The sequence below is a fragment of the Mesonia oceanica genome, from assembly GCF_902499555.1.
In the GTDB taxonomy this organism is placed as follows: domain Bacteria; phylum Bacteroidota; class Bacteroidia; order Flavobacteriales; family Flavobacteriaceae; genus Mesonia; species Mesonia oceanica.
Map to the genome: position 1 here is coordinate 199191 of NZ_CABVMM010000002.1, position 21961 is coordinate 221151.

The 21961-nt window shown below is 35.3% G+C and carries 25 protein-coding genes; 8 read left to right on the forward strand and 17 right to left on the reverse strand.

The window, feature by feature from the left end; translation table 11 throughout:
* The first annotated feature begins 1 nt into the window (after position 1).
* Positions 2 to 640, forward strand: coding sequence for a response regulator transcription factor (locus tag FVB9532_RS02775; protein ID WP_150543695.1), 639 nt, complete (start codon positions 2 to 4; stop codon positions 638 to 640).
* 117 nt (positions 641 to 757) lie between these two features.
* Here the strand turns inward: FVB9532_RS02775 and FVB9532_RS02780 are convergent, their stop codons facing one another.
* The gene (locus FVB9532_RS02780; protein ID WP_013070923.1) at positions 758 to 1693 is read right to left on the reverse strand and encodes a hypothetical protein; all 936 of its coding nucleotides are present in this window, start codon (positions 1691 to 1693) and stop codon (positions 758 to 760) included.
* Positions 1694 to 1791: 98 nt separating this feature from the next.
* Here FVB9532_RS02780 and FVB9532_RS02785 point away from each other — a divergent pair, with 98 nt between their 5' ends.
* Positions 1792 to 2004: a response regulator transcription factor gene (locus FVB9532_RS02785; protein WP_286951333.1), complete on the forward strand. Its 213-nt coding sequence runs from the start codon at positions 1792 to 1794 to the stop codon at positions 2002 to 2004.
* 109 nt (positions 2005 to 2113) lie between these two features.
* Here FVB9532_RS02785 and FVB9532_RS02790 read toward each other — a convergent pair whose 3' ends face one another.
* Together FVB9532_RS02790 and FVB9532_RS02795 are read right to left on the reverse strand one after the other, a co-directional pair.
* Positions 2114 to 2917, reverse strand: a complete 804-nt coding sequence (locus FVB9532_RS02790) for a type 1 glutamine amidotransferase domain-containing protein (RefSeq protein ID WP_228482239.1) — start codon at positions 2915 to 2917, stop codon at positions 2114 to 2116.
* Positions 2918 to 3009: 92 nt separating this feature from the next.
* Positions 3010 to 3570 (reverse strand): Crp/Fnr family transcriptional regulator, encoded by a 561-nt coding sequence (locus FVB9532_RS02795; protein WP_150543696.1) that lies wholly within the window; start codon positions 3568 to 3570, stop codon positions 3010 to 3012.
* A 175-nt stretch (positions 3571 to 3745) separates the two neighbouring features.
* Here FVB9532_RS02795 and FVB9532_RS19960 point away from each other — a divergent pair, with 175 nt between their 5' ends.
* Entirely contained in the window at positions 3746 to 3877 is a 132-nt protein-coding gene (locus FVB9532_RS19960) for a response regulator transcription factor (RefSeq protein WP_286951339.1), read from the forward strand.
* 69 nt (positions 3878 to 3946) lie between these two features.
* Here FVB9532_RS19960 and FVB9532_RS02805 read toward each other — a convergent pair whose 3' ends face one another.
* The 4 genes from FVB9532_RS02805 to FVB9532_RS02820 all read right to left on the reverse strand — a co-directional run bounded on the left by FVB9532_RS02805 (position 3947) and on the right by FVB9532_RS02820 (position 7149).
* Positions 3947 to 4573 carry a class IV adenylate cyclase gene (locus FVB9532_RS02805; RefSeq protein ID WP_150543697.1) on the reverse strand — a complete coding sequence of 209 codons (627 nt, stop codon included), beginning with the start codon at positions 4571 to 4573 and terminating at the stop codon, positions 3947 to 3949.
* Positions 4574 to 5092: 519 nt separating this feature from the next.
* Positions 5093 to 5605: a DinB family protein gene (locus FVB9532_RS02810; RefSeq protein ID WP_150543698.1), complete on the reverse strand. Its 513-nt coding sequence runs from the start codon at positions 5603 to 5605 to the stop codon at positions 5093 to 5095.
* Between the two features lie 171 nt (positions 5606 to 5776).
* Positions 5777 to 6505, reverse strand: a complete 729-nt coding sequence (locus tag FVB9532_RS02815) for an SDR family NAD(P)-dependent oxidoreductase (protein ID WP_150543699.1) — start codon at positions 6503 to 6505, stop codon at positions 5777 to 5779.
* Between the two features lie 77 nt (positions 6506 to 6582).
* A complete protein-coding gene (locus tag FVB9532_RS02820; RefSeq protein WP_150543700.1) occupies positions 6583 to 7149 on the reverse strand; it encodes a Crp/Fnr family transcriptional regulator in 567 nt (188 codons plus the stop codon).
* A 139-nt stretch (positions 7150 to 7288) separates the two neighbouring features.
* Between FVB9532_RS02820 and FVB9532_RS02825 the strand changes: the two genes are divergently transcribed.
* Positions 7289 to 7504: a LuxR C-terminal-related transcriptional regulator gene (locus FVB9532_RS02825; protein WP_150543701.1), complete on the forward strand. Its 216-nt coding sequence runs from the start codon at positions 7289 to 7291 to the stop codon at positions 7502 to 7504.
* Positions 7505 to 7655: 151 nt separating this feature from the next.
* Here the strand turns inward: FVB9532_RS02825 and FVB9532_RS02830 are convergent, their stop codons facing one another.
* Positions 7656 to 8585, reverse strand: a complete 930-nt coding sequence (locus tag FVB9532_RS02830) for a magnesium transporter CorA family protein (protein ID WP_150543702.1) — start codon at positions 8583 to 8585, stop codon at positions 7656 to 7658.
* Between the two features lie 409 nt (positions 8586 to 8994).
* Here FVB9532_RS02830 and FVB9532_RS02835 point away from each other — a divergent pair, with 409 nt between their 5' ends.
* Complete coding sequence (locus FVB9532_RS02835) at positions 8995 to 9132, forward strand: LuxR C-terminal-related transcriptional regulator (protein ID WP_317132284.1); 138 nt, start codon at positions 8995 to 8997, stop codon at positions 9130 to 9132.
* Positions 9133 to 9375: 243 nt separating this feature from the next.
* Here the strand turns inward: FVB9532_RS02835 and FVB9532_RS02840 are convergent, their stop codons facing one another.
* From FVB9532_RS02840 to FVB9532_RS02875, 6 genes are all read right to left on the reverse strand, one after another.
* Positions 9376 to 9984 (reverse strand): DUF2711 family protein, encoded by a 609-nt coding sequence (locus FVB9532_RS02840; RefSeq protein ID WP_194716469.1) that lies wholly within the window; start codon positions 9982 to 9984, stop codon positions 9376 to 9378.
* 598 nt (positions 9985 to 10582) lie between these two features.
* Positions 10583 to 11314: a DUF6794 domain-containing protein gene (locus FVB9532_RS02850; RefSeq protein WP_150543704.1), complete on the reverse strand. Its 732-nt coding sequence runs from the start codon at positions 11312 to 11314 to the stop codon at positions 10583 to 10585.
* A gap of 410 nt (positions 11315 to 11724) precedes the next feature.
* Positions 11725 to 12198, reverse strand: a complete 474-nt coding sequence (locus FVB9532_RS02855) for an HAD domain-containing protein (RefSeq protein WP_150543705.1) — start codon at positions 12196 to 12198, stop codon at positions 11725 to 11727.
* A 719-nt stretch (positions 12199 to 12917) separates the two neighbouring features.
* A complete protein-coding gene (locus FVB9532_RS02865) occupies positions 12918 to 13670 on the reverse strand; it encodes a YoaK family protein (protein ID WP_150543707.1) in 753 nt (250 codons plus the stop codon).
* Positions 13671 to 13946: 276 nt separating this feature from the next.
* A complete protein-coding gene (locus FVB9532_RS02870) occupies positions 13947 to 14495 on the reverse strand; it encodes an HD domain-containing protein (protein ID WP_150543708.1) in 549 nt (182 codons plus the stop codon).
* Positions 14496 to 14559: 64 nt separating this feature from the next.
* Complete coding sequence (locus FVB9532_RS02875) at positions 14560 to 15549, reverse strand: hypothetical protein (protein WP_150543709.1); 990 nt, start codon at positions 15547 to 15549, stop codon at positions 14560 to 14562.
* 259 nt (positions 15550 to 15808) lie between these two features.
* Between FVB9532_RS02875 and FVB9532_RS02880 the strand changes: the two genes are divergently transcribed.
* A complete protein-coding gene (locus tag FVB9532_RS02880; RefSeq protein WP_150543710.1) occupies positions 15809 to 16204 on the forward strand; it encodes a hypothetical protein in 396 nt (131 codons plus the stop codon).
* A 344-nt stretch (positions 16205 to 16548) separates the two neighbouring features.
* Here FVB9532_RS02880 and FVB9532_RS02885 read toward each other — a convergent pair whose 3' ends face one another.
* Both FVB9532_RS02885 and FVB9532_RS02890 read right to left on the reverse strand, forming a co-directional pair.
* A complete protein-coding gene (locus FVB9532_RS02885; protein ID WP_148211672.1) occupies positions 16549 to 16953 on the reverse strand; it encodes a hypothetical protein in 405 nt (134 codons plus the stop codon).
* A gap of 15 nt (positions 16954 to 16968) precedes the next feature.
* Positions 16969 to 17661 carry a hypothetical protein gene (locus FVB9532_RS02890; RefSeq protein WP_150543711.1) on the reverse strand — a complete coding sequence of 231 codons (693 nt, stop codon included), beginning with the start codon at positions 17659 to 17661 and terminating at the stop codon, positions 16969 to 16971.
* 331 nt (positions 17662 to 17992) lie between these two features.
* On the opposite strand from FVB9532_RS02890, the gene FVB9532_RS02895 reads away from it, so the two are divergent.
* Together FVB9532_RS02895 and FVB9532_RS02900 are read left to right on the forward strand one after the other, a co-directional pair.
* Entirely contained in the window at positions 17993 to 20383 is a 2391-nt protein-coding gene (locus tag FVB9532_RS02895) for a WG repeat-containing protein (RefSeq protein WP_150543712.1), read from the forward strand.
* Positions 20384 to 20557: 174 nt separating this feature from the next.
* Positions 20558 to 21340 (forward strand): hypothetical protein, encoded by a 783-nt coding sequence (locus tag FVB9532_RS02900; RefSeq protein ID WP_150543713.1) that lies wholly within the window; start codon positions 20558 to 20560, stop codon positions 21338 to 21340.
* Between the two features lie 222 nt (positions 21341 to 21562).
* On the opposite strand, the gene FVB9532_RS02905 is transcribed toward FVB9532_RS02900, so the two are convergent.
* A complete protein-coding gene (locus tag FVB9532_RS02905) occupies positions 21563 to 21928 on the reverse strand; it encodes a hypothetical protein (protein WP_194716470.1) in 366 nt (121 codons plus the stop codon).
* Positions 21929 to 21961: the final 33 nt, after the last annotated feature.

Consider the following 21961-nt stretch of genomic DNA (forward strand, 5'->3'; position numbering starts at 1 on the left):
ATTGAAAAAGATAAACATCATTATCGCAGACGATCACCTTATGTTTTTAGAAGGCATTAATACCATTTTACAGGATATGCCTGAAATTGATGAAATACATTTGGCCACAGAGGGTAAACAAGTCTTGCGTTTGCTGAAGCAGTTTGAAATTGATTTGATTATCAGTGACATCAGTATGCCCAAAATGGATGGGATAGAACTGCTTAAAGCAATTAAAAAGAACCATAGCGAGATCAAAATAATTATGTTGAGTATGCTCGACAATCACCGTACGGTGCATAAAGTGATTCAGAAAGGCGCACACGGATTTGTACCCAAGTTTACCAGTAAAGAAGAACTGCAAAAAGCGGTGCGCACGGTGCTGGGTGGAGAGCAATACTTTTCAGACCTCATCAAACAGCGGTATATGGAGAGTGTTTTTGAACGTAAGAAGTATAAAAACATCGAGCTTTCTCCGCGGGAAAAAGAAGTATTAAAGCTGTTGGGAGAGGAGCTCACTTCTAAAGAAATTTCAGAACAGCTCTTTATTTCAGTCAACACGGTAGAAACCCACCGTAAAAACATCCTGTTAAAAACCGGCGCAAAAACCACCACCGGAGCGGTAAAATATGCTATCGAATCGGGCTTGTTTGATGATTAGGGGCTAGGTGTTGGGTGGTTTGGCAATTAATTTTGTAATACACAATGAACTGAACTTTAAAGAACTGGACTAGGGCTTTTCATAGGATGCATTGTTGTACACTGGCTTTTTTGTCTCTTATTCTAAATTTTTTCCTAATAAGCCTAAAAGTCCAACTGATAAGGCATACACAAAATAAGCATCCTCTTTACTTGGAATAGGCAGAACCTCATAATTGTTACCATCTGTGTCTTTGTCGTGAATGAACTTTGAGGTAAATTCAAAAAATTGCCAAATCCCATCGTAAAGATTTTGAATTCCTTTTTCGCTGTGTTGCAATTCAGTCATTTTTTTATTCAGTTCCTCACGAAACTCTTTGTGTCCTTTTTTCTTATCTCCAATTTTAATGTTCTCAAAAAACTTTCTCGCAAAGAGCATCGTTTTCTGCCAATCTCCAGAACGGATACTTAATTCCATATCTGTCACATTTTTCCTTAACAGCTCAAATAATTTGTTCCAAAAATCTGGTACTTCGCTATTGGGAACCTTTAGCTCAACAAGCATAAATTTTCCAATTCCCAATTTTTCTGAAAATTTATTTATCCATTCGCTTTGTTCGATGCTTACATTGGAATATTCTCTTGCGATTTTGATTTTGATAAAATCCTCAAACCTGTTGTCTGAAATGTCTTTTGTCAAGCTCATACTTTTAATTACCAAATCAAGAGAAAAATTAATTGACTTATCGGAAGTTTTGTCTCTTTGGTTTTCGATGCTTTCTATAGCGATTTGTGTCAGTTGAGCACTTAATTGGACAAATCTGCGATGCGGTCTGTTTTCTTTTCTGGATTGTTCTTTTTCATCCTTTGATAAAAGTCGCAACCCATAATCATAATCGGAATTGATTTGGTGTTCACTTATCAATGCAAGCACTCGATTATTACTTCCAATTAATTTACCAGTAACGGAAATAGGAATTTCGAGAGAGTAATCAAATTCAAGGTCGATTGAACATATTAAAGTTGGATTGATTGATAAGTCGTCAACTTTGATTTTAGGATTATTTACTCTCATTAATTACGTTGTGTTTTTTAGCTTGTGGGTAACGTACGTATAACACAACCAAAGTTGTGTTCTATCTATTTTATAAAATACTAATCTAACTATTTTTTTTGATCTTAAAAAACATCGAGCTTGCTCCGCGGGAAAAAGAAGTATTAAAGCTGTTGGGAGAGGGGCTGACTTCTAACCAAATTTCAGAACAGCTTTTTAGTTCAGTCAACACGGTAGAAACACACCGTAAAAACATCCTTTTAAAAACGGGCGCAAAAACCACCACCGGAGCGGTAAAATATGCTATCGAATCGGGCTTGTTTGATGATTAGGGGGTAAGTGTTGGGTGGTTTGGTAATTAATTTTGTAAATACACAATAAACTGAACTTTAAAGAACTGGACTAGGGCTTTTCATAGGATATGTTGTTGTGTGCTGGCTATTATTCAGTCGTAACTACATTTAACTGTTTAATTTCATTTAGTGTCGCCTCTCCAACTCCTGCAGCAGATTGCGGATTTTGTCCAGTTACCAATCGTTGGTCAACTGTTACGTGTTTTTGCCAAAGTCCAGATTTTTCAAAAATCGCTCCTCTTTCTATAAGTTTATTTTCGAGTAAAAACGGAACAACATTTTCCAATTTTACGGCTACTTCTTCTTCATTGGTAAAAGCATTTACTTTTTTACCGTCCACCAAATATTTTCCATTGCTCAATTTGATATTAACAAGTCCAGCGGGTCCGTGGCAAACGGCACTCACAACGCCATTGTTTTCGTAAATCTGACGTGCGATTTCAGCGATTGCCTCATTATCCGCAAAATCCCACATTGTACCGTGTCCGCCTGCATAATGAATCGCAACATATTCTTTTGGATTGACTTCGGATGGTTTAAGTGTATTTTCAACTTTGTTTCGATAAGCCGTATTATCCCAAAATTTCTTATTGATTGCATCGTCCATATTGAAACCGTCCACAGGTGCCTTTCCACCTTTTGGGCTTACAAAATCAATTTCGTATCCTGCGGAATGAAGTACCTCCCAAGGATGCGAAACTTCACTTAAATAGTATCCTGTTTTTGTGCCTGTGCTACCTTTTTGGTCGTGGCTTGTTACCACGAATAGAATCTTTTTTTCCATTTTATTTTGATTATTTGTTTGTGCGGTCGTTTGAATACAAGCGGTAAAAATGGTACAACCGACAATAACCATTACACCTGCTGAAATTGTTTTGATAAATGCTCTCATATGCTTTGTATTTAATGATGTTACAAAGTTGAAGAACCTTTGCAGATTGGCACAGGATGTAAATCACGGATTTTTTGTGAGGTAGGTCACACTTAAGAAAGTCGGCTTAAAGTTTCCCTTGAAACACCGAGATAGGAAGCCAAAATGGTTTTGGGTACACGTTGCAATAAAGTTGGATAAAGTTCCATTAACTGTTCGTATCGTCCTTTGGCATCTTTGTCGAGTAGTGAAAGGATTCTGCGCTGAAGTGCCACATAACCAAAATTGGATTTAATTCTAAAGAAATGTTCAATTTTTTGAAGTTCAGAACATAGCTTTTCTCGGTTTTCCAATGAAAGACAAAGTATTTCGCAGTCCTCAAGGCAATCTATATTTATTGTTGCCTTTTCTTTTTTGAAATGCGCTTGATAGTCGGTAACCCACCAATTTTCCATTGCAAATTGTAAAATATGTTCTTTGCCCTCGTCATTGGTATAGTAGGCTTTTAGCAAACCTTTAATGACATAATGGTCATTAAGAACTTCATTGTTCTCTTGAACTAAAAATTGGTGCTTTTTAAGCTTCTTTTTTCTGAAATGTGAGAGGATGTAATCGAATTCATCATCCGAAACTGGCGTTATTTCCTCAATATGTTTTCTTAACTCAATGCTCAATTTCAGTTCGTTTTTTCAGCTTGCACACAACGTACGTATAACACTACAAAAGTTATTATATCTATTTTATAAAATACTAATCTAACTATTTTTGATGATCTTAAAAAACACCGAGCTTGCTCCACGGTAAAAAGAAGTATTAAAGCTGTTGGGAGCGGAGCTCACTTCTAAATAAATTTCAGAACAGCTTTTTAGTTCAGTCAACACGGTAGAAACCCACCGTAAAAACATCCTTTTAAAAACCGGTGCAAAAACCACCACCGGAGCGGTAAAATATGCTATCGAATCGGGCTTGTTTGATGATTAGGGGGTAAGTGTTGGGTGGTTTGGCAATTAATTTTGTAAATACACAATAAACTGAACTTTAAAGAACTGACTAGGGATTTTCATAGGATGCATTGTTGTACACTGGCTTTGTTTTCTCCAAAATTAAATCGCTGTATGAAACTGATATTAAATCTGATTCCGATAGTTTAAATAACTCCATATAAAATTCGCATTGATTTAATAAATCTTCTTTACTCTTATTTTTATTAACATCAGTTGCTTCAATTTCTATAAATGTTCCTAAATCCTTTACAGTGTCAAGTTGAAATTTTACATTATCTATGAAATATATTTCTCTTTTTTTATCTACGATTGTTAGAATTCCATTTGATATAGTTAATAACTGTTTAAGAGAAGAATTCGGTTCTGAACAGTAAATTATATAATCCGATTTTTTTGGACCTTTTTTGTCTTGTCTTTTGTAGAAAATGAGTTTATTTTCAATATTTGCTTCCCTTAATTTTAATCTACCTTCATTGGTTTTAAAGTATGTGTCAATTTGATGGTCAATACCTTTAAAATCCGCACTTTTAGATTGTAATATTTTTCTTATTTCTGAATTGTTATTTGACTTAGCTTTTATTTCTATATTCAAATTACCCATTTTGTTTCCGGTTTTTTTTAGCTTGTTGCCAACGTACGTGGAGGCTGTATAAAAAGGATCAAAAATCGTCATTCTGAATTTAATTCAGAATCTCATCCTGCTAATGATAAATTTAGTAGGAGAACCTGAAACACGTTTAGGTTGACAAAAATTTTTAGACAGCCTCATCTATTTTATAAAATACTAATCTAACTATTTTTGATGATCTTTAAAAACATCGAGCTTGCTCCGCGGTAAAAAGAAGTATTAAAGCTGTTGGGAGCGGAGCTGAGTTCCAAAGAAATTTCAGAACAGTTTTTTAGTTCAGTTGGTAGATTGGATGTATATCGTAAAATACTTTTAAAAACGGGTGAAAAGTTGGACAGGGATGCTCGGCTTATATTTAAAGATTACAAAGACCTTAAATCAGGAGTATAAGTCCATTCTAAAGAGACTTTATCTATCTGATTTAGAGATTGTATAAGACAAAAAAACCGCTTAAAAGCGGTTTAAATAAGTGAGATTTTCTAAGAATTAGAGGCTTGTGCCACGACTACCGGTGTTGTGCAACGTACTTTCTCCGATGTTAATTTCAATCCCGATTTTTTTTCATTATTTCCACCAACCATTTCGCTTTCTAATATACATTATTTGTCCTGTATGATATGCTGTATGGGCGGTCATATTCGCAATTTCAACATTCCACTCACTTATTTGTTCGTCAGTTGCGTTTTCAGTCAGTTTTTCCCATTCAGTTTGAATACTATCTAATTTTCTTGTCGCATTTTCCCAATCTTGTCCGTTGTTCTTTTTGAAGGTTTCTTTATTGTCGCCTTTAAATTCTGCAACTTTTTCTCCTTTAAAAGCTTTCAGATTCATTTCATTCCAGAAAATTAAATGAGAAACTAATTCTCCAATCGAGTGATTTTCCGTGCTGTCTTTCCAATTCGATTGTTCAAGAGTAATTCCTTCGATTGCTTTTTTTGTCGGCACAAACCACTCCTGATTTGTGTGGGTGTTTTTCAATTGTTCAACGAGTAATGATTTTACATTCGGTTTATTATTTTTCTCTGAACAACCTAAAATTATGAGTCCTAAACAGACTATTGTAAATATTCCTTTCATTGGTTTTTGGGTATGTTGCACAACGGTTAGTATATGAAAAGTAGCAGATTTATAGCCACTAATTTTCAGTGTAAAACAAAGATAGCAGAAAAGGAATAAACTAAGTGTTTAGCTCTTTTCTGCTATTTTTTATATACATTGTTAGCGGTTCGTTATTATTCTTTTTTTTTATTACCAGTTAATTTCCTCCGTTTTAGGATTTGTTTCTTCACTAAAGAATTTTCCTGTTGGCCCATTTTGGTCAATTGTAGCATACTTTACAACTCTTCTAGCTGCTGTTTCCGCTTCTCCGCCATTTCCAAACGTGAAATCTGTAGCAGTTAATCCTGGACAAACAGCATTTACTTTAAAATTTGTATCACGAAGTTCGTAAGCTAAATGAATCGTGTACATATTTAAAGCGGCTTTAGAAGCTGCATAAACGGCATATTTAGCATAGTTGTAAGCTGGCCAGTTTGGGTCACTTTGTAAGGCAAGAGAACCGACACTTGTACTTAAATTTACAATTCGAGGTTCTTCGGATTTTTTAAGTAAATCGATAAATGCTTGGGTAACCCTTGATGTTCCTATTACATTGACATTAAATGCCGCTTGAAATTCTGCTGGTGTGGCTTCTAAAGCGGTGTATGGATCATTTCCTCCATTGATACCCGCATTGTTTATTAAGATATCTAAAACATCAATTTTTTCACTAGCTGTTTTAACTGAATTGTCATCTGTTACGTCAATTTGAATGCACTCAACATTGGCTAAACCTTCTGCTTTCAATTTATCAACAGCGGAAGCACCATTTTGGATACTTCTGCTACCGAGATAAACGTAATACCCTTTTTGCAATAATAATTTAGCTGTGGCAAAGCCAATTCCTTTGTTGGCTCCTGTGATTAATACTTTCTTCATTTTATTTCTTTTTTAATGATGATGCAAAGTTCTATCGATTAAAAAAGAGTTGTTTTACCAAATGGTAAAAAGCAATTTTAGCTGATGTTTTTTCTGATTCTACTTAAAGATTGTTGCGTTACACCTAAGTAAGATGCTATATATGTTAAAGGAATGCGATTAACTAATGAGGGATAGTTTTCTATAAACTCCAAATAACGTGTTGTAGCATCTTGAGAAATTACTGGATTTTTTCTAGATTTTTGATACATACAAATTTGAACCATTTTACTTTTAATAGCGTCCCATCCCACAATAATGTTTGAAAGTTCTTCCCAAGCTTGCCTTGAAAAAACAATAAGCTTACAATCGGTACAAGCCTGTAGGTAATCGGAAGAAATGGCGTTAGCTTCAAAATTCACATAATCACACATTATACTTTTTTCTTGAATAAAACAACGTGTTATTTCTTCTCCTTTATTATTATAATAACAACCTCTAAAAATACCCTCTACTATGAATGCAACTTGTTTTGGTGTTTTACCTGCTTCTGAAAAATACTCATCTTTTCTGAGCTCTAATTCAGTTACTTTTTTTTCAATCAGTTTAATTTGTTGCGAATTCAAAATTCCAAATTGTAAAATATATTCTATCAGTTTTTTCATTATTGCAAGTTGGGGAAATTTGAGTTTGCTTAATTTATCATTTGGTTAAAAGTGTCGGTTTTAATGACCGCTAACGTACGTATAACACCACAAGTTGTGTTCTATCTATTTTATAAAATACTAATCTAACTATTTTTTTATGATCTTAAAAAGCATCGAGCTTGCTCCGCGGGAAAAAGAAGTATTAAAGCTGTTGGGAGCGGAGCTCACTTCTAAAGAGATTTCAGAACAGCTTTTTAGTTCAGTTAGTAGATTGGACGTACATCGTAAAATACTTTTAAAAACGGGTGAAAAGTTGGACAGGGATGCTCGGCTTATATTTAAAGATTACAAAGACCTTAAATCAGGAATATAAGTCCATTCTAAAGAGACTTTATCTAGCTAATTTAGAGATTGTATAAGACAAAAAAACCGCTTAAAAGCGGTTTAAATGAATGTGTTTTTAACTAGTTAAAGGCTTGTGCAACGACTACCGATGTTAGCCACTGGGCTTTGTTTATTAGTCATTAAAGCCATTGTCTTCTTCGAAATAAAATTACTCCCAAGATCGATAAAATCAACGAACCTAAAATTATTGAAGGCATTGCCCATAATGAATCTTCCATAAAATTTGGAACGTTCATCCCAAACATACTTGCTATCAAAGTCGGTATCATTAATATAATCGAAATAAGTGTCAATTGCTTCATTACAACATTCAAATTGTTAGATATTACCGAAGCAAAAGCATCCATCATTCCACTTTGAATGTCCGAATAAATCTGTGCCATTTCACGTGCTTGTTTATTTTCAATGAATGCGTCTTCCAACAAGTCTTCGTTGATTTGGGTGGTTATCTTTTTTGAATTACGAAGTTTTGCCAAAACAATTTCATTTGCTTTAATTGAAGTAATAAAATAAACCAAACACTTTTCCATTTTCAATAATTTATTCAATTCCTTGTTTTTAATTGATTTTTCAAGGTCTTGTTCAATCATTGAAGTCATTTGATTTATTTGTTTTAAGAAACGCAGATATAAATTTCCCGAACGAAGAAATAGTCGAAGTATAAAATTAATACTGTCGGTAATTTCTTTGTATTGGTCTCGAAATGGAGACGGTTGTCTGATTGGCAACACTTCATTGTCTTGCAAACACAAAGTTAGAGTGAAGCTTCTTGTTATAAAAATACCTAATGGAATAGTATGAAATGGAACTCCATTGTTTCTAACTTCGACTGGAATGCGTAGAATTATCAAAGTCCAGTCATCATCAAATTCAATACGTGGTCGTTCGTCTTGGTCTAAAATGTCATTTATCAGGTCAGTTGGCAATCCATAATCAATTCTAAGTTGATTAATTTCGCCTGATGTAGGATTTGTTACATTAATCCAACAACTTTTTTGTGGTTCGTTGATTTCAACATAGCCACCGAATGTTTTGAAAATTTTAATCATGATGATGTCTCCTTACATTTTATTCTGCAAGGAAACACGAAGCCCTTACAGAATTGTTAATACTTTAATTTACTAGGATACGGGCCTTCGTCCATTGTCATTTTTTTAATTTTTCGATTGCAAAAGTAATTCTATTTTTGAATAGATTATCTTTCTTTGCAGGATTTTTTTCAGCCTTGTGGCTAACGTACGTGAGGCTGTATAGAAAAGGTCAAAAATCGTCATTCTGAATTTAATTCAGAATCTCATCCTGCTAATGATCAATTTAGTAGGAGAACCTGAAACACGTTCAGGTTGACGAAAATCATCTTTTTAGACAGCCTCATCTATTTTATAAAATACTAATCTAACTATTTTTGATGATCTTAAAAACATCGAGCTTGCTCCGCGTTAAAAAGGAGTATTAAAGCTGTTGGGAGCGGAGCTGAGTTCCAAAGAAATTTCAGAACAGTTTTTTAGTTCAGTCAATACGGTAGAAACACACCGTAAAAACATCCTTTTAAAAACCGTTGAAAAGTTGGGCAGGGATGCTTGGCTTGTATTTTAGACTAAAAACAACCCCGCTAGTAGCATTTAAAGCGTTGCTAACCTATGTGAACTTCCCAAGTGTATCAAGGGTATAAAACTAGAAAACCGCTTAAAAGCGGTTTAGATAAATAGGTTTTTATAGAAATCACGGACTTGTTCAACGGTTACCGGTGTTAACACGTTTTTATTCCATAGTTCTTTTCCACCAAGGTTTTCTTTCGGCTGTTATATTTGAATTCAGAATATTATTTATTTCTCCTTTTTACCAATCCCACAAATGAGTGGTTTTTTCATCTGCAATAAATCCTTCAAAGTGGTTTTCTATATATTCAATTTTGTTTTTATCAACTGCCACTAAACAGAAATAACTATCCCATTCGATTGTGAATAGAATTTCTCGGTCAGATGAGTAAATATAATAGTCTTTATAATCTATTTTGTCAATAAATTCATATTCCGAAAGCTTTGTCAAATCAAGTTCAACTGTGTTCTCAAAGAATTCGTCTACTATTATGATTATATCTTTATTGAAGTTCTTAAACGCTTGGTAAATCTTTTTTTTTGTAAACAAGTCGAATCCGCCTTCTGATGGGTGCCAAATTTTCTCTAAATCTGTATAATCATTTAAGGTTTTTAGTAAATCTTGTCGTTCAAGTTTCTTTTTATAGGCTCCAATAGATGTTTTTAAGGCTCTATTCAATTCTATGCTATCGGATAGCTCTGTATTAGAAACGATTTCTTTCCATTTGATTAGAACTCCATTTTCATAAATCTCTTTTTCTTTCGGATAATCTTTGTTTGAAGTGAAAATTTCTACGTTCTCAAGTTTAAGCGATTTTAATTCTTTCGTTTCCGCTTTTGCTTGCTCCACATTTATTTTTTCAGATGCTTTAAAAGATTTCGATTTAGTTTCATTTTCTATTCGGAAAAATGGCAAGAATGCTACATAAACTGAATCGTAAAATTCCGAGAAGTGTTCCTTCAATGGAGTCTCTTCCTCTGGATATATTTTATTTTCTGTGAATATGCTCATTTCTAATGCACGCCTACGTACTTATAACACAACAATTTATGTTATATCTATTTTATAAAATACTAATCTAACTATTTTTGATGATCTTAAAAAACATCGAGCTTGCTCCGCTTTAAAAAGACGTATTAAAGCTGTTGGGAGCGGAGCTGACTTCTAAAGAAATTTCAGGACAATTTTTTAGTTTAGTCAATACGGTAGAAACACACTGTAAAAACATCTTTTTAAAAACCGGTGAAAAGTAGGGCAGGGATGCTTGGCTTGTATTTAAAGATTACAAAGTCCTTAAATCATGAATATAAGTCCATTCTAAAGAGACTTTATCTATCTAATTTAGAGATCGTATAAGACAAAAAAACGCTTAAAAGCGGTTTAAATGAATGCGCTTTTTAACTAGTTAAGAGGGGTGTGCAACGGTTACCGGTGTTGCCAGTAGTTTTTATTCTATTTTCCAAGCAGTTGAAAGTCCAAAATCGAATTCATCTCCAACATTCACCTCTCTCATCATAATTTCTGTTTCGGAATGATTTTTGCTTAAAATTTTCACTTTAAAAAACACATTTGTTTCATTATTAATATTGTATATGTCAGTAATTATTCCACTAATAGAAAGGTCTTTGGATTCATTAAATTCCCATTTCAAAGTTCCATTTCCACAAGGATAATCTACAACACTGTTATTCTCGCTAACTGGCATTTTTATATTTATTGAGTCTCCAACTTTAAAACTGTTATAAATCTCAACCGCTTTGATTTTTTGATTTTTTTCACAGTCAATTATAGGTCTCCAATATTCCACAAATTTATCAACTTGAGCTTGTAATCCTATATCTTGATTATTCAGATACCTATGATAAGAAGTCAGAATTATGGATGACATATCATCGTAGTGATGGATTCCAATTGAGTCGAAAAATTTAGTTAGATTTTCTGATTGTTCATTATGTCTCAATAGGTTATTTCTCAAATGCATTCCAATTCCGAAATGGTAATTTCTCGGTGTTGTAGAATCATTTTCTGAAATGTTCTTAAACGTCTCAATTTCTTTTGCATCCCAGTTTTTATCTAGGTATTCAAATGAGAATTTCAATTCTTTCGGAATCCTTTCTTGTCCATTACAAGAGAGTAATGAGAAAGACAAAAGTAAGATTGACAAATATCTAATGTTCATATGGATTTGCGTTTTCTCAAATTACTGACAACGTACGTATAACAGAACAAAAGTTGTGTTCTATCTATTTTATAAAGTACTAATCTAACTATTTTTAATGATCTTAAAAAACATCGAGCTTGCTCCGCGGTAAAAGGGAGTATTAAAGCTGTTGGGAGCGGAGCTGACTTAGAAAGAAATTTCAGAACAGTTTTTTAGTTTAGTTAGTAGATTGGACCTACATCGTAAAATACTTTTAAAAACCGGTGCAAAAACCACCACCGGAGCGGTGGAGTAGTTATTGAATCGGGTTTGTTTGGGGATTTAGAATACTATATATTCTGTGGTTAAAATGAGTTAAACATAAAAAAAAACGACTTTAGTTCGTAACCAAAGTCGCTGTTGTTTTATAAATCGTTTTGAATGCATCTTTATGGAGCTAATTCATAATTCCAATTTTTAATCTTAGCTATCGCTTCATCGGCTAAATAATCGGTTAAGCCTACAGAACCACTCGTTTGTATTAACCTATCTTTTAAAAATTTTGGTAATGCATTTAGAGACTTGTCATCATCTATTATTATAAAGTTATCCTTTAAATGTTTAGCATTAAACCAATGAATTAGTTCCTCTCTTCTATTTAAATGCTTTGTATTCTTTGGAAGTCTAGTTATGTTATTAACATTGATATTTCTTCGCTTAAAAATAGTATTCCATTCTTTTAAAGTATACTTATACTTGTGAGAAGTAGTCAATACAATGTCTGCATTTGAAGTAGAAATAATTCTATCAAGTGATCTAACGGCCTTTGGACTAAATTCCGGAAAACCATCTTCTAATAGTTCCGGTCTTTTCCAAGAGTTAGCAGGAACCATTACTCCGTCTATATCTAAGTATAAAAACATTTTACAAATTTAATCAATTATTTTGTCATTTCAATTATTTTTTCTAAAGGGATATTATTGAATTCGGCATCTAATTCATTTAAACGCCTAATTTTATATTCAGTATCCCATTCTTCCTCAACAAATTCAACATCTTTCCAATCATATTCAATTGTTGCGCTTGTCTTCGATGATTGGGCTTTATCGAGTTTAATTTTTGCTAATACTTACATATCTATGATGACCATCAATTATTAATGTGTCGCATACTTTGATATCGTCAAATTTTATTCCATTTATCATTTTTTTATAAATTCTATTGATTATTGGAAGACAAAGTTTCTTATGAGTTGATATTAAAGTATTGTCAGATTCTTCAATTGCTTTTAAAATCAATTTTTGATCTATATTTCTCATTTTTTATTCCCAAAGTATTGATTAATAATTAGATAAATCAAATATTTGAATGTTCGTAATTATTTTTAAAATGAGAACTAATCTAGCAGATTTTTAATTGATTTAAAAGATAGATGTATGAAATTCAGGAGTTTTTGAGCCTAAAACGTATAAATACATCCTTTTAAAAACCGGTAGGAAACCACTATCAGGTCTGTGAAGTTTGTTATCGAATCGGGGTAATTTGATAGATAACGGTCTCGATTATGAGTAGGGGTGTTGTTTAGCACTTTTAGAAATGTTGCGCTAAGCTTATTAAAGGCTAGGCGAGCCCAAGTAATTACTTAATGGCTATGGTGTGCCATTTTTCGTTGTTTATATTTTCTCTTCGTAGCTATTAATTTATACCTCATATCATCATAGAATAAACTTATTACTAAAATGACCACTCCTAAAATAAGCGTGTTTAATCTCAAGTCAAGTCTTGAGTAAAGAAATCCGCCGATTATTCCGCCAAGGAAAAAGAAGCAAATTATATACATGCGAAGTTTTATAGTCGCTTTAATTTTTTCTCTATGGGGATGATATTCAGGAAAGAAAAGTTGTGATAATTCAATTCCTAAATCTGTGAACAGTCCTGTTAAGTGGGTTGTTCTTACGACAGCATTTGAAATTTTTGTCACAAAGGAGTTTTGATGTCCCATTGCAAAAAGCAACAGACAGACAATGAGATCAGGGTATTTTAGTTCACCGGTATTGCTTATGATCGCAATTGATGATAAAATGAGACATTCAATTAGTGTGGGTAAAACAAAAACATTCAGTTTTTTATTTTCTTTCAGTTTTTCGATTAGGAAACTTGATGAAAAAGAACCAAAAAGGAATGAAAAAATATACAAAAAATAAACTGTCCCTTTCCAAAATTCAAAATTGGAAACATCATTCATAAAGAGTGCAAAATGACCTGTCACGTTTGTAGTCAGTTGCTTAAATTCTAAAAAGCCGGTAACATTTACAATTCCAGAAACAAAAGACAAAATCGAGGCCAGCCGTAGGTTATGTTTTAATGTTCTACTCTTCCCTTGGTGTCTAAACATGTTATTTGCATTTCGTTCGTTTTATCAAATTCTACACACAACCTATGTCATAACCCAACACGTTGTGTTCCCCCCATTTTAGTTCAAGTACTAAGCTAACCGATTTTTTTTAATCTTAAGAGAAATAGGCATCCAGTTTGGTATAGATTTCAGTAAATGTGTGCCAAAACCAGCTCAGGCTAGCTTCTTTATTCGTGCTAAGAAACTCCATATTTAACCGTTTCTCTTACTCGATAATCGAGATTTAAATGTTTCGCAGGCCTGCCCCGACGTCGTTTACTCCTCCAATAGCTTATTGGCTTTTTGATATGCTGCTATTTTTGTGATCAACCTTTTATGCAGGTATTCGTTTTTGTTTTGAAGTGTCAAGGCTATCTGTTGAGCCTCTTTGCAATACTGGGTAATCTTGTCTTTACTCCAATGTTTGGGCGGACTTTGTAAGTTGGTAATTCTGTCTGCTATTTTAACCAGTCCCACTTCTTTTTGAAGCGCATTTATTCTGGTTAAGCTGTCCGTCATTCTTTCGGTTTTGGATAGCAGAGTATCGTCCTTGGTCAATGCCTGAACAGCTTCAGCGATGGGTTCACCAAATTCAGTTTTCAGTTCTTTAAAATCGGCGGATGTATCTTCAAGGGTATCGTGTAGCACAGCGACTTGAATGGCAAAACCAATATCAAAATTTGGGTCAGTACTGTAGGCGACAAAGACTTCCATCGCCACATTAGAGATGTGCAGCAGGTAGTTGGCATTTGTTCCCGGGACTGTTTGTGCACTGTGCTTTTCTCCGGCAAACTTTATAGCTTTTTGATAGAATTCCTGTATCATCGTCGTTTAATTTTTAGTAGGCGTTGTACGTGCTGCATCAGACGTTTTCAGTTGGTTTAGTGAACTACCAATGGGTAGGAAACGGCAGCTGCGCTTCTATACCTTCCCAATAGGCTTCAAAAGAGTCTGGATGGGCAATGGGAGTGAGTTCAGTGCGGATAATGTGATGCGTTTCAGGATTGAAATACTGAAAAATAACCGCTGTAACCGGTGCCATCGAACGCTTAACAAGCGTATCATCAGCTTCAGATGCATCACTTAAAAACTGAATCCAAACAGCTTCTTTAAAAGTGTCTGTATTTACATACACCTTACTTGCCGGGTGCATTTGGTATTGGTGATCGAGTTGCTTTAAATAATGGGTTGTTTCTTGTTCAATGCTTTTTTCGATCAATTTATAATCTTCTGCTTGCGTATTCAGACTCAAAGAAGTCAGTTTCCAGTCCTCATTTTCTTCAGAAGTGGTTTTGGCTTGTAAAACAGCAGTAGAGTAGGGAGGTGTTTGTAGGTTGAATTCAAAATAATTGGAACTCAACAAATCACTTTTGTTGGTGTTCATCCTTGCGATTAAGGCGGTAAGCGTTTCTTTGAGAAACTCTGGAGTAGGCGTGTTTTTAAACTGAAGTTGCGCGCTATAGTAGTCAAAGTCTAATGCTATGCCTTGCTTTTTTAAAGCAGCAATCATACGTTGTTTGATGCGGAAATTGGCTTCCACTTCGTTGTACTGTTCCTGAATGGATTGTGTTTGAAAGCCCCCCTGCTTAAGCGAATCTTTTTCGTTCATCAATTTAGCGTCAAAATGCAAACCAAACCGAATTTCGGGCGTTTGCTCATCAAAAATTTCCACACTAAACATATTGGGGTTCATATTCCCTTCATTCCAAAACCGGGTTAGATTGGTAAAGCCTAATGCTTGTTGGGTATGTTTTTTTAAATAGCGGTCAAGTGTTTTCGCAGCTTTGTCTTTACTCATCCCGCCAAACAGGCGCGCACACGAGCTTAGACCACCCAGGATCACAAGGATTAGCATACCTATATAAATACTCGTTTTCATCTGTTACTCGTTTTTGATTGTATAAGCTACACTTCAACTAAGCCTAGTGCAGGTAGGCATTGTCTAAATCATCCTATCGGTTGGCTTGCAACTTCCGGTAATAGACAGTGTATTCAATCATGTTTAGATAAACTAATCTAAAGCATAATTCAGGGAACACCCTCACGGAATTCCGTGAGATTTTACATTCATTAAAACAGGTCATTTTTCCCATTAGCTTAACCTATACATTTGAAGTATTAATTACAATTAAAAAATTATGGGATTACAAGAAAAGAAAACTGCAAAAGCAATTGAAGATCAATATCTAGCAGATTACCAAAAAGAAATTAACGAGATTGTAGGGAAAGAAGTTCCGGTAACTATCAACTGGGACACTTTTGAACTAGACTTTATGAAGTTTGTACCTAGCGTGTGTTTGCAACGTCTTACCGATGCTTTTAAAGAAGTGTGTGCAGATGATATGGGGAAAGAAGCGGTGCAGGAAACCATCAATTCTGTAGCGGTTTATTGTATACCTAATGAAGGCGCAGAAGAGAAGAAAGAATTGAAAATAGCAGACGGTGTATTTTCGCTTACTGCCTGTTGGGGTGGTCATCACAGCGGTTATTTTCCTGATATTGCTATTAAAGAATACTTAGAAAATAATCTATAATCGCCTAAAGTTAGGAGTTTATATAAAAAACGGAAAGCTGCATCCAGCTTTCCGTTTTTTTGTGATTAAAAGTAAGGTTCGTGACCTCTAATTTGTAATAATTGCTATGCGGGTCAGTCCAGGCGAGAGCCGGTGAGTACGGCTTGATCTGGAATCTTATACTGTGATAAAAAACAAAGTCTTGAGGATGCGAACCTGAAACAAGCCCGCCTGGCAGACAGGCTGGATCCAGGTTCTCCTACTGATATAATGAGTTTGATGGAGATTCTGAATTAAATTCAGAATGACGGTTTAGTCACTTTTTAGACAGTCTCTGTTGGTTTTTTGGAAGTATGGAGAAGTAACTAGTTCATCTGTACTTGATTGATGGTAACCTCTTTTAGCTGTGCGGCAAAATAGCCGTTTTGTTGATAGCCGCTATTTTCGGTAAACGATTGGCTATAGCTATTTAGAATAGACTGTTTAAAATGAATGCTTAAGCTGGGAGCTTTTTCATTTTTAAAGAAAATGTGTACCACACCAGACCACGTACCGGGGTGGTTGGCGATCCATTCTAAAAACAGTTCGTCTGGTTCTTCCCGATTGCAGCCCGAAGCGTGCACATCTATTCGTTTTTCAGATTCATCAGCTATAGGGTAAGCAGCAGAAATGCTATAATCAAATTGCTGTAAGAGGTATTGCTGTTGGGTATGTTCATCTTTGTTTAAAAGAAGTTCGATACGGTCTATAACGGTATTTGGTGACATCATCAGTAGGGGTTAAGGTTATAAATTCTTTTCGATTGCGTTTTGAAGTTCGGTTTTATTCAACACGCTTTTCCAGCCTTTTTCCAGATTGAAAGTAATGCGAAGCATGCTATCGCTTAATTCAATCGTATTAGCCTTTGCAAATTCAAACTCAATAGCTTCAACAGTTTCAGAAAATGCTTCTTTTGCCAGGTTGTTTTCGGCAAGGATAACGAGCGTTTCTTGTAGTAAATCAATCGCTTTTTTAGCGTAGTATTTTTGGGTATCACTTGGGTTTTCTCCCGCATTAAACACGATGCTCAACGTTTTTCCCAGCGGTTCCTTAAGTGCTACACCAGCAGCTTTTAGTTCTTTTTTAAGCTGAAGCTGTGTGGGCACCTCTTCTGGTCTGGGCGTAAACGGTATTTTACCATCAGATAGCAGATGTACGTAATCTTTTACGTTTTGCAACATAATACACGAAATACTATGAAAACTTACATATTGCAAATCGGCCTCATTATCGTACCAATTTCCAATTAACACCACCCCTTTATCGCGATCGTAATTTATAAAGTAACCCGAAATGGTACCCTCTGTATTGCTAAAGCTAATCTTTGGCATATTTGGGTTCTCCTGTTTGCGCTCATGGTCTGCAACTTCCTGAAGTATTTCTAAAACTTCATTCGTCTCTAAAACAGGTAACTGCAACATGGTCTTAAAATTCATCATTTTATCGTTTTAATTTAATTACAAATTTGGAGGTTAATGAGCAGGATTTTATACCTGTATTCCGTGAAATTTAAGATTCACGCTTGGGGATTTTTGAATACACGCGCTTCTTAAAAAATTCACAAACCCTGAAAACCGGGGGTATTTAGTTTTAGAAAATCAGTTCTTTTGGGCTCGAGTTGCACTTGAAAAAAAAAGCGGTCCTGTGTTGGCCGTAACTATTAAAATCGACCAAGAGCAACAAGGAACCATCGCGATGATGCTAAACGCCTGATTGCTTGTTTTGTGTACGATTTGTAGTACCCATGCTAGAAAGAAAAAGAATAAACAAATGAAAATCATCCCCAATCTTAATTACTCCATTTTAGGACTTGCTGCCCTATTGTTTTTAAATGCGTGTGATAGTGCCAAAAGCGTATCCCGTCAATCGATGAGTGCTGCTAAAACGCCTATTGATACGGTAAGCTTCGATAAAAGCTCTCGTTTTTTTCAAGGCATAGCACGGGTAGAAAAAGACAGCAGTACCTTTTTTATCAACACCAATGGAAAACGCGTGTTTAAAAATTTGATACACGAATTTCAGCCAATAGACAGCGTTTCTCCTACGAATAACGGAATGCTAAGCGTATACAAGAATGAGAAAAAACTCATGCGCATTGTACAGCTTGATAACAGAAACTATGGCATGCTGAATGATTCAGCTGAATGGGTATTGCAACCGGAGTATGATACCATCGCATTGCTGTATGATCGTTATTTAAAACTGGAAAAAGAAGGAAAAACAACCTATGCCGATACCTGGGGCAACCTAATAGTTCCCTTTGAATTTGATGATGTTCAAATACTAGGTCCCCGCTATTTTAATGTAAAAAAGGATGAAAAATGGGGTGTTTATGATGCTGAACACAACAAGGTGATCATCCCTTTTGAATACGATGATTTTGATTACTGCAGCGGTTGTGGCAAAAAGCCCGATTATTTTTATGCTGAAAAAAATGGAAAATGGGGCGTTATCAATCTCAAGAATGAAGTGTTGGTGCCTTTTAACTATCAACACATCCATTCAAATATGCGAAGTGATGAGTGGGTTGCCGCATTTAGAAAAGAAGGAAAAAACGTCATTATAAATATTCCGCAGCAAAAAGAATTTGCCGCTCCTGAGTATGATAGCTTTCAGATTGAAAACGGACATTTAATCGCCGCAAAAACCATAGATGATCACCGTTATTATGGGGTGATTAACCGCAAGGGAGAAGAAGTCATTCCTTTTGAATATTCAGGAATTTATAATTCGTATTCAAGCTTTCAATCGGGGCCTTATTTTTCGATTAAAAAAGATGAAAAATTTGGAATTATAGATACGTTGGGCAATGTTATAATTCCGCCAAGTTATAAAAGCCAATTACGCGTGCAAGGTCATTATTTCATCAGTAGAGAAAACCGCAAAGTTGGCGTGCTTGATCGGGAGAATACAGAAGTATTGCCTCCTAGGTATGATGAGATTATCATGACTGAAATGAAAACTGCCAACAATAAAACGGAATCTATTTTTAAGCTAACCGCCAATGAAAAATATGGGTTTTACATTCCCAAAACCGGTAAGCGTATTCGCCCGACCTATGATAAGATCCATTTTTTAAGCAATGGGCAGCGTACGCCTTATGTTTCCAGAGCTGAAAGTAAAGGGTTAATCAGCTTAGAGAAAGACGGAAAGACTAAACTTTACAATCTAAATACCCATACTATGATTGCTGATAATTATGTTGATCTTAAATTTCTGCCACATCAAAAAATGCTTGTAAGTAAAGAGGATTATGGTGATCAAGGCCTTTATGATTTAAAAGAAGATACGTTAATCCTACCGATAAACTATAAATCTATTCAGGTTTTTGAAGAACAACCCCAGCTTATAAAAGTGGTAAAAGATGTAGGGAATTATCAAACCCAGGCAGGTCTTATGGATGAGGAAGGTAAAGAAGTACTTCCAGTACATTATGCGGAAATCGAAGCATTGGATGCCGCTACGTTTTTACTGCACGAGAGAGACAGCTTGTATTACAGCTATTCGGTTAAAGCTCATAAAAAAGAAAAGCTTCCGTTTACAAACGTCCTTTTAAATGACAGCACTTCTTTATTGAGCGTTCAAAAAAACGGGAAAATGTATCTGTATGATTATAAGCGAAAACAGCTTTTGCTTAACGAGGGATATTCGGAAATTCAACAATTGAAAAATGGAAATTTTATCCTATTTCAAAAAGACAGCACCGATCAATTGAAATTTGGGTATGCCAATGCAGCAGGAGAACTTATGGTTCCGGTAATTTACGATACCAAAGCAACCCTGTTTTACCCAATTCTTGAATTCGAGCACTATCTTCTGTTGTTAAAAGAAGATAAAGCTACCGGGAAAATGCTAGAGGGGTTTGCATCTCTTGAAGGAAAAATTCTAGTTCCTCCTCATTTTGATAAGGTGTATCCTGAAGAAAGCGGAAATGGCTTTTTAACCATAAAGAATAACCGCTACGGCGTTATTACTGCTGATGGAAGAGAGCTATTAAAACCCTTGTATGTCATTGGGATTTACGACCGTTTCAATAGTCGTACCCAAGAAATGAGCTTTAAGTTTCCCGTACCTTTTGAACGCGAAGGCGTCTGGCAGTTTATGAGGGAAGACGGAACCAAAGTACCTATAAAAGCCCAGGATTTGATATTGTTTCACTAGAAATACTGCTTAAAACGCTGCTTGTTTTGAATGTTCTATACCCACAACGAAGCTTGCCGTTTCTAAAGATGTTCACCTTAAAAGCCCTAAAATCACTGAAAACAGGGTGGTTTTTTAGGCCAAAAATTGAGTTCTTTGGCCGTATCAATTACCCTAAACTAAAACGACTAAAACATGCTAGTTAAACAGCTTAAACGTACCATACTCATTTCCCTAATTTGCTACAGTGCCTTTACCCATGCACAAACTACAGAGGATAAACAATTAGATAAATACCACGGTTTCTTTAAGAGTGCTGATACAGATGCTCCTGTGATCTTAGGAATGAATGCTAAAAGAAAGCAATTTGTAGTTAAAAAGCCAGCTGCTGAAACAGACGCGGTCAATTATTTTCAGGGTACATTTACGGTGAAAAACGATACGGCTTATGCAACCACAACTGCAGATCAGGATGCAATAAAGCTTTACGGAAGCCATGCTGATGCTGTTGCTGATGAACAGCTGTTGATTTACTTTAGAAAGCTTGACCCTAAACGCATACGCGTAAAAACGGGTAAAGATTTTGATGCCTCTACTTTTATTGCTTCTGAAAAGTTTAAAACAGAAAGCGATAGTGTTTATTCTTTGCAGGTAAAGAAAGGTGATACTTTGTGGATAGCTATAGCTATTGGTGAACAAGAAGGGCATAGCTATAGCTTTTCGCTTCATGATACCCCTTACAATCAGCTATTAGTACAACCCAATTATGCTCAGGTAATAACTTGGGTTGAAAAACCGATTTACATCAACGATGAAGATGAAATTCATTCACTTTTTGATGGGGGAATGCGTTTAAAACGCGCTGCACGAGCGCGTATGTATCCATCGCTACCCATGATACCTTCTAATCCTCGATTTAAAGGAACCCGCTACTTCCCAATAAATCGGGAACAGCTTTTTAAACTCCCAAAAGAATAGCAAATTAACTAGCTGTTACCACTAATGAGATGCCGTCACGAACATGCCCGTCCGGCAGGCGGGCTTGTTTGAGGGGCTTATCTTGAATGATTTGCTCTTAAGTATACTATAAAATTCCAGATTAAGTTTGTCTCTCAGGTTGGTAGGTTTAGAATTGCAAAACTACCAGTAGTACACATTGCAGATAATCAACGATACAATCACCTACAGATTTTGTGGTATTCAATAGTGCGTGAACACCATATCTAAGATTTTTAATGCTTGATTTTTTTCATCTAAAGTATAGGTTCCTTTCCCGGAAACCGGAATGGCGGTAAGAGCATGCATGCTGCTTGTATGCGGTTCTTCCAGATGTACATCAAAAGAGAATTCGGCATTTTTAAACGCAAAGGTTTTGTTGGCCGCATTGATGGTAATCGCTTCCGCAGCCAATTTTACCTGCCAAATACTTGGCGCATAATTCCCCAGCTCTTTTTCTACGAGCAATTTAGACCAGCAGCTGTGCATCGTGCATATTAAGTGAGCTAATTCTTTTTGCATCTTAGTAGAAGATGGGTCTGATCTAAAAGTTTTAGTTGTGCTTGGCATCATCAATCTTTATGATCAGGAATTTTTAAGGAT

What these genes read in the sequence shown, in the direction of transcription:
- FVB9532_RS02780 (WP_013070923.1), bottom strand. Translation starts at nt 1,693, where the DNA reads ATGAGAGTAAATAATCCTAAAATCAAAGTTGACGACTTATCAATCAAT.
- FVB9532_RS02790 (WP_228482239.1), bottom strand. Translation starts at nt 2,917, where the DNA reads ATGAGAGCATTTATCAAAACAATTTCAGCAGGTGTAATGGTTATTGTC.
- FVB9532_RS02805 (WP_150543697.1), bottom strand. Translation starts at nt 4,573, where the DNA reads ATGACGATTTTTGATCCTTTTTATACAGCCTCCACGTACGTTGGCAAC.
- FVB9532_RS02810 (WP_150543698.1), bottom strand. Translation starts at nt 5,605, where the DNA reads ATGAAAGGAATATTTACAATAGTCTGTTTAGGACTCATAATTTTAGGT.
- FVB9532_RS02815 (WP_150543699.1), bottom strand. Translation starts at nt 6,505, where the DNA reads ATGAAGAAAGTATTAATCACAGGAGCCAACAAAGGAATTGGCTTTGCC.
- FVB9532_RS02820 (WP_150543700.1), bottom strand. Translation starts at nt 7,149, where the DNA reads ATGAAAAAACTGATAGAATATATTTTACAATTTGGAATTTTGAATTCG.
- FVB9532_RS02825 (WP_150543701.1), top strand. Translation starts at nt 7,289, where the DNA reads ATGATCTTAAAAAGCATCGAGCTTGCTCCGCGGGAAAAAGAAGTATTA.
- FVB9532_RS02830 (WP_150543702.1), bottom strand. Translation starts at nt 8,585, where the DNA reads ATGATTAAAATTTTCAAAACATTCGGTGGCTATGTTGAAATCAACGAA.
- FVB9532_RS02850 (WP_150543704.1), bottom strand. Translation starts at nt 11,314, where the DNA reads ATGAACATTAGATATTTGTCAATCTTACTTTTGTCTTTCTCATTACTC.
- FVB9532_RS02855 (WP_150543705.1), bottom strand. Translation starts at nt 12,198, where the DNA reads ATGTTTTTATACTTAGATATAGACGGAGTAATGGTTCCTGCTAACTCT.
- FVB9532_RS02865 (WP_150543707.1), bottom strand. Translation starts at nt 13,670, where the DNA reads ATGTTTAGACACCAAGGGAAGAGTAGAACATTAAAACATAACCTACGG.
- FVB9532_RS02870 (WP_150543708.1), bottom strand. Translation starts at nt 14,495, where the DNA reads ATGATACAGGAATTCTATCAAAAAGCTATAAAGTTTGCCGGAGAAAAG.
- FVB9532_RS02875 (WP_150543709.1), bottom strand. Translation starts at nt 15,549, where the DNA reads ATGAAAACGAGTATTTATATAGGTATGCTAATCCTTGTGATCCTGGGT.
- FVB9532_RS02880 (WP_150543710.1), top strand. Translation starts at nt 15,809, where the DNA reads ATGGGATTACAAGAAAAGAAAACTGCAAAAGCAATTGAAGATCAATAT.
- FVB9532_RS02885 (WP_148211672.1), bottom strand. Translation starts at nt 16,953, where the DNA reads ATGATGTCACCAAATACCGTTATAGACCGTATCGAACTTCTTTTAAAC.
- FVB9532_RS02890 (WP_150543711.1), bottom strand. Translation starts at nt 17,661, where the DNA reads ATGATGAATTTTAAGACCATGTTGCAGTTACCTGTTTTAGAGACGAAT.
- FVB9532_RS02895 (WP_150543712.1), top strand. Translation starts at nt 17,993, where the DNA reads ATGAAAATCATCCCCAATCTTAATTACTCCATTTTAGGACTTGCTGCC.
- FVB9532_RS02900 (WP_150543713.1), top strand. Translation starts at nt 20,558, where the DNA reads ATGCTAGTTAAACAGCTTAAACGTACCATACTCATTTCCCTAATTTGC.
- FVB9532_RS02905 (WP_194716470.1), bottom strand. Translation starts at nt 21,928, where the DNA reads ATGCCAAGCACAACTAAAACTTTTAGATCAGACCCATCTTCTACTAAG.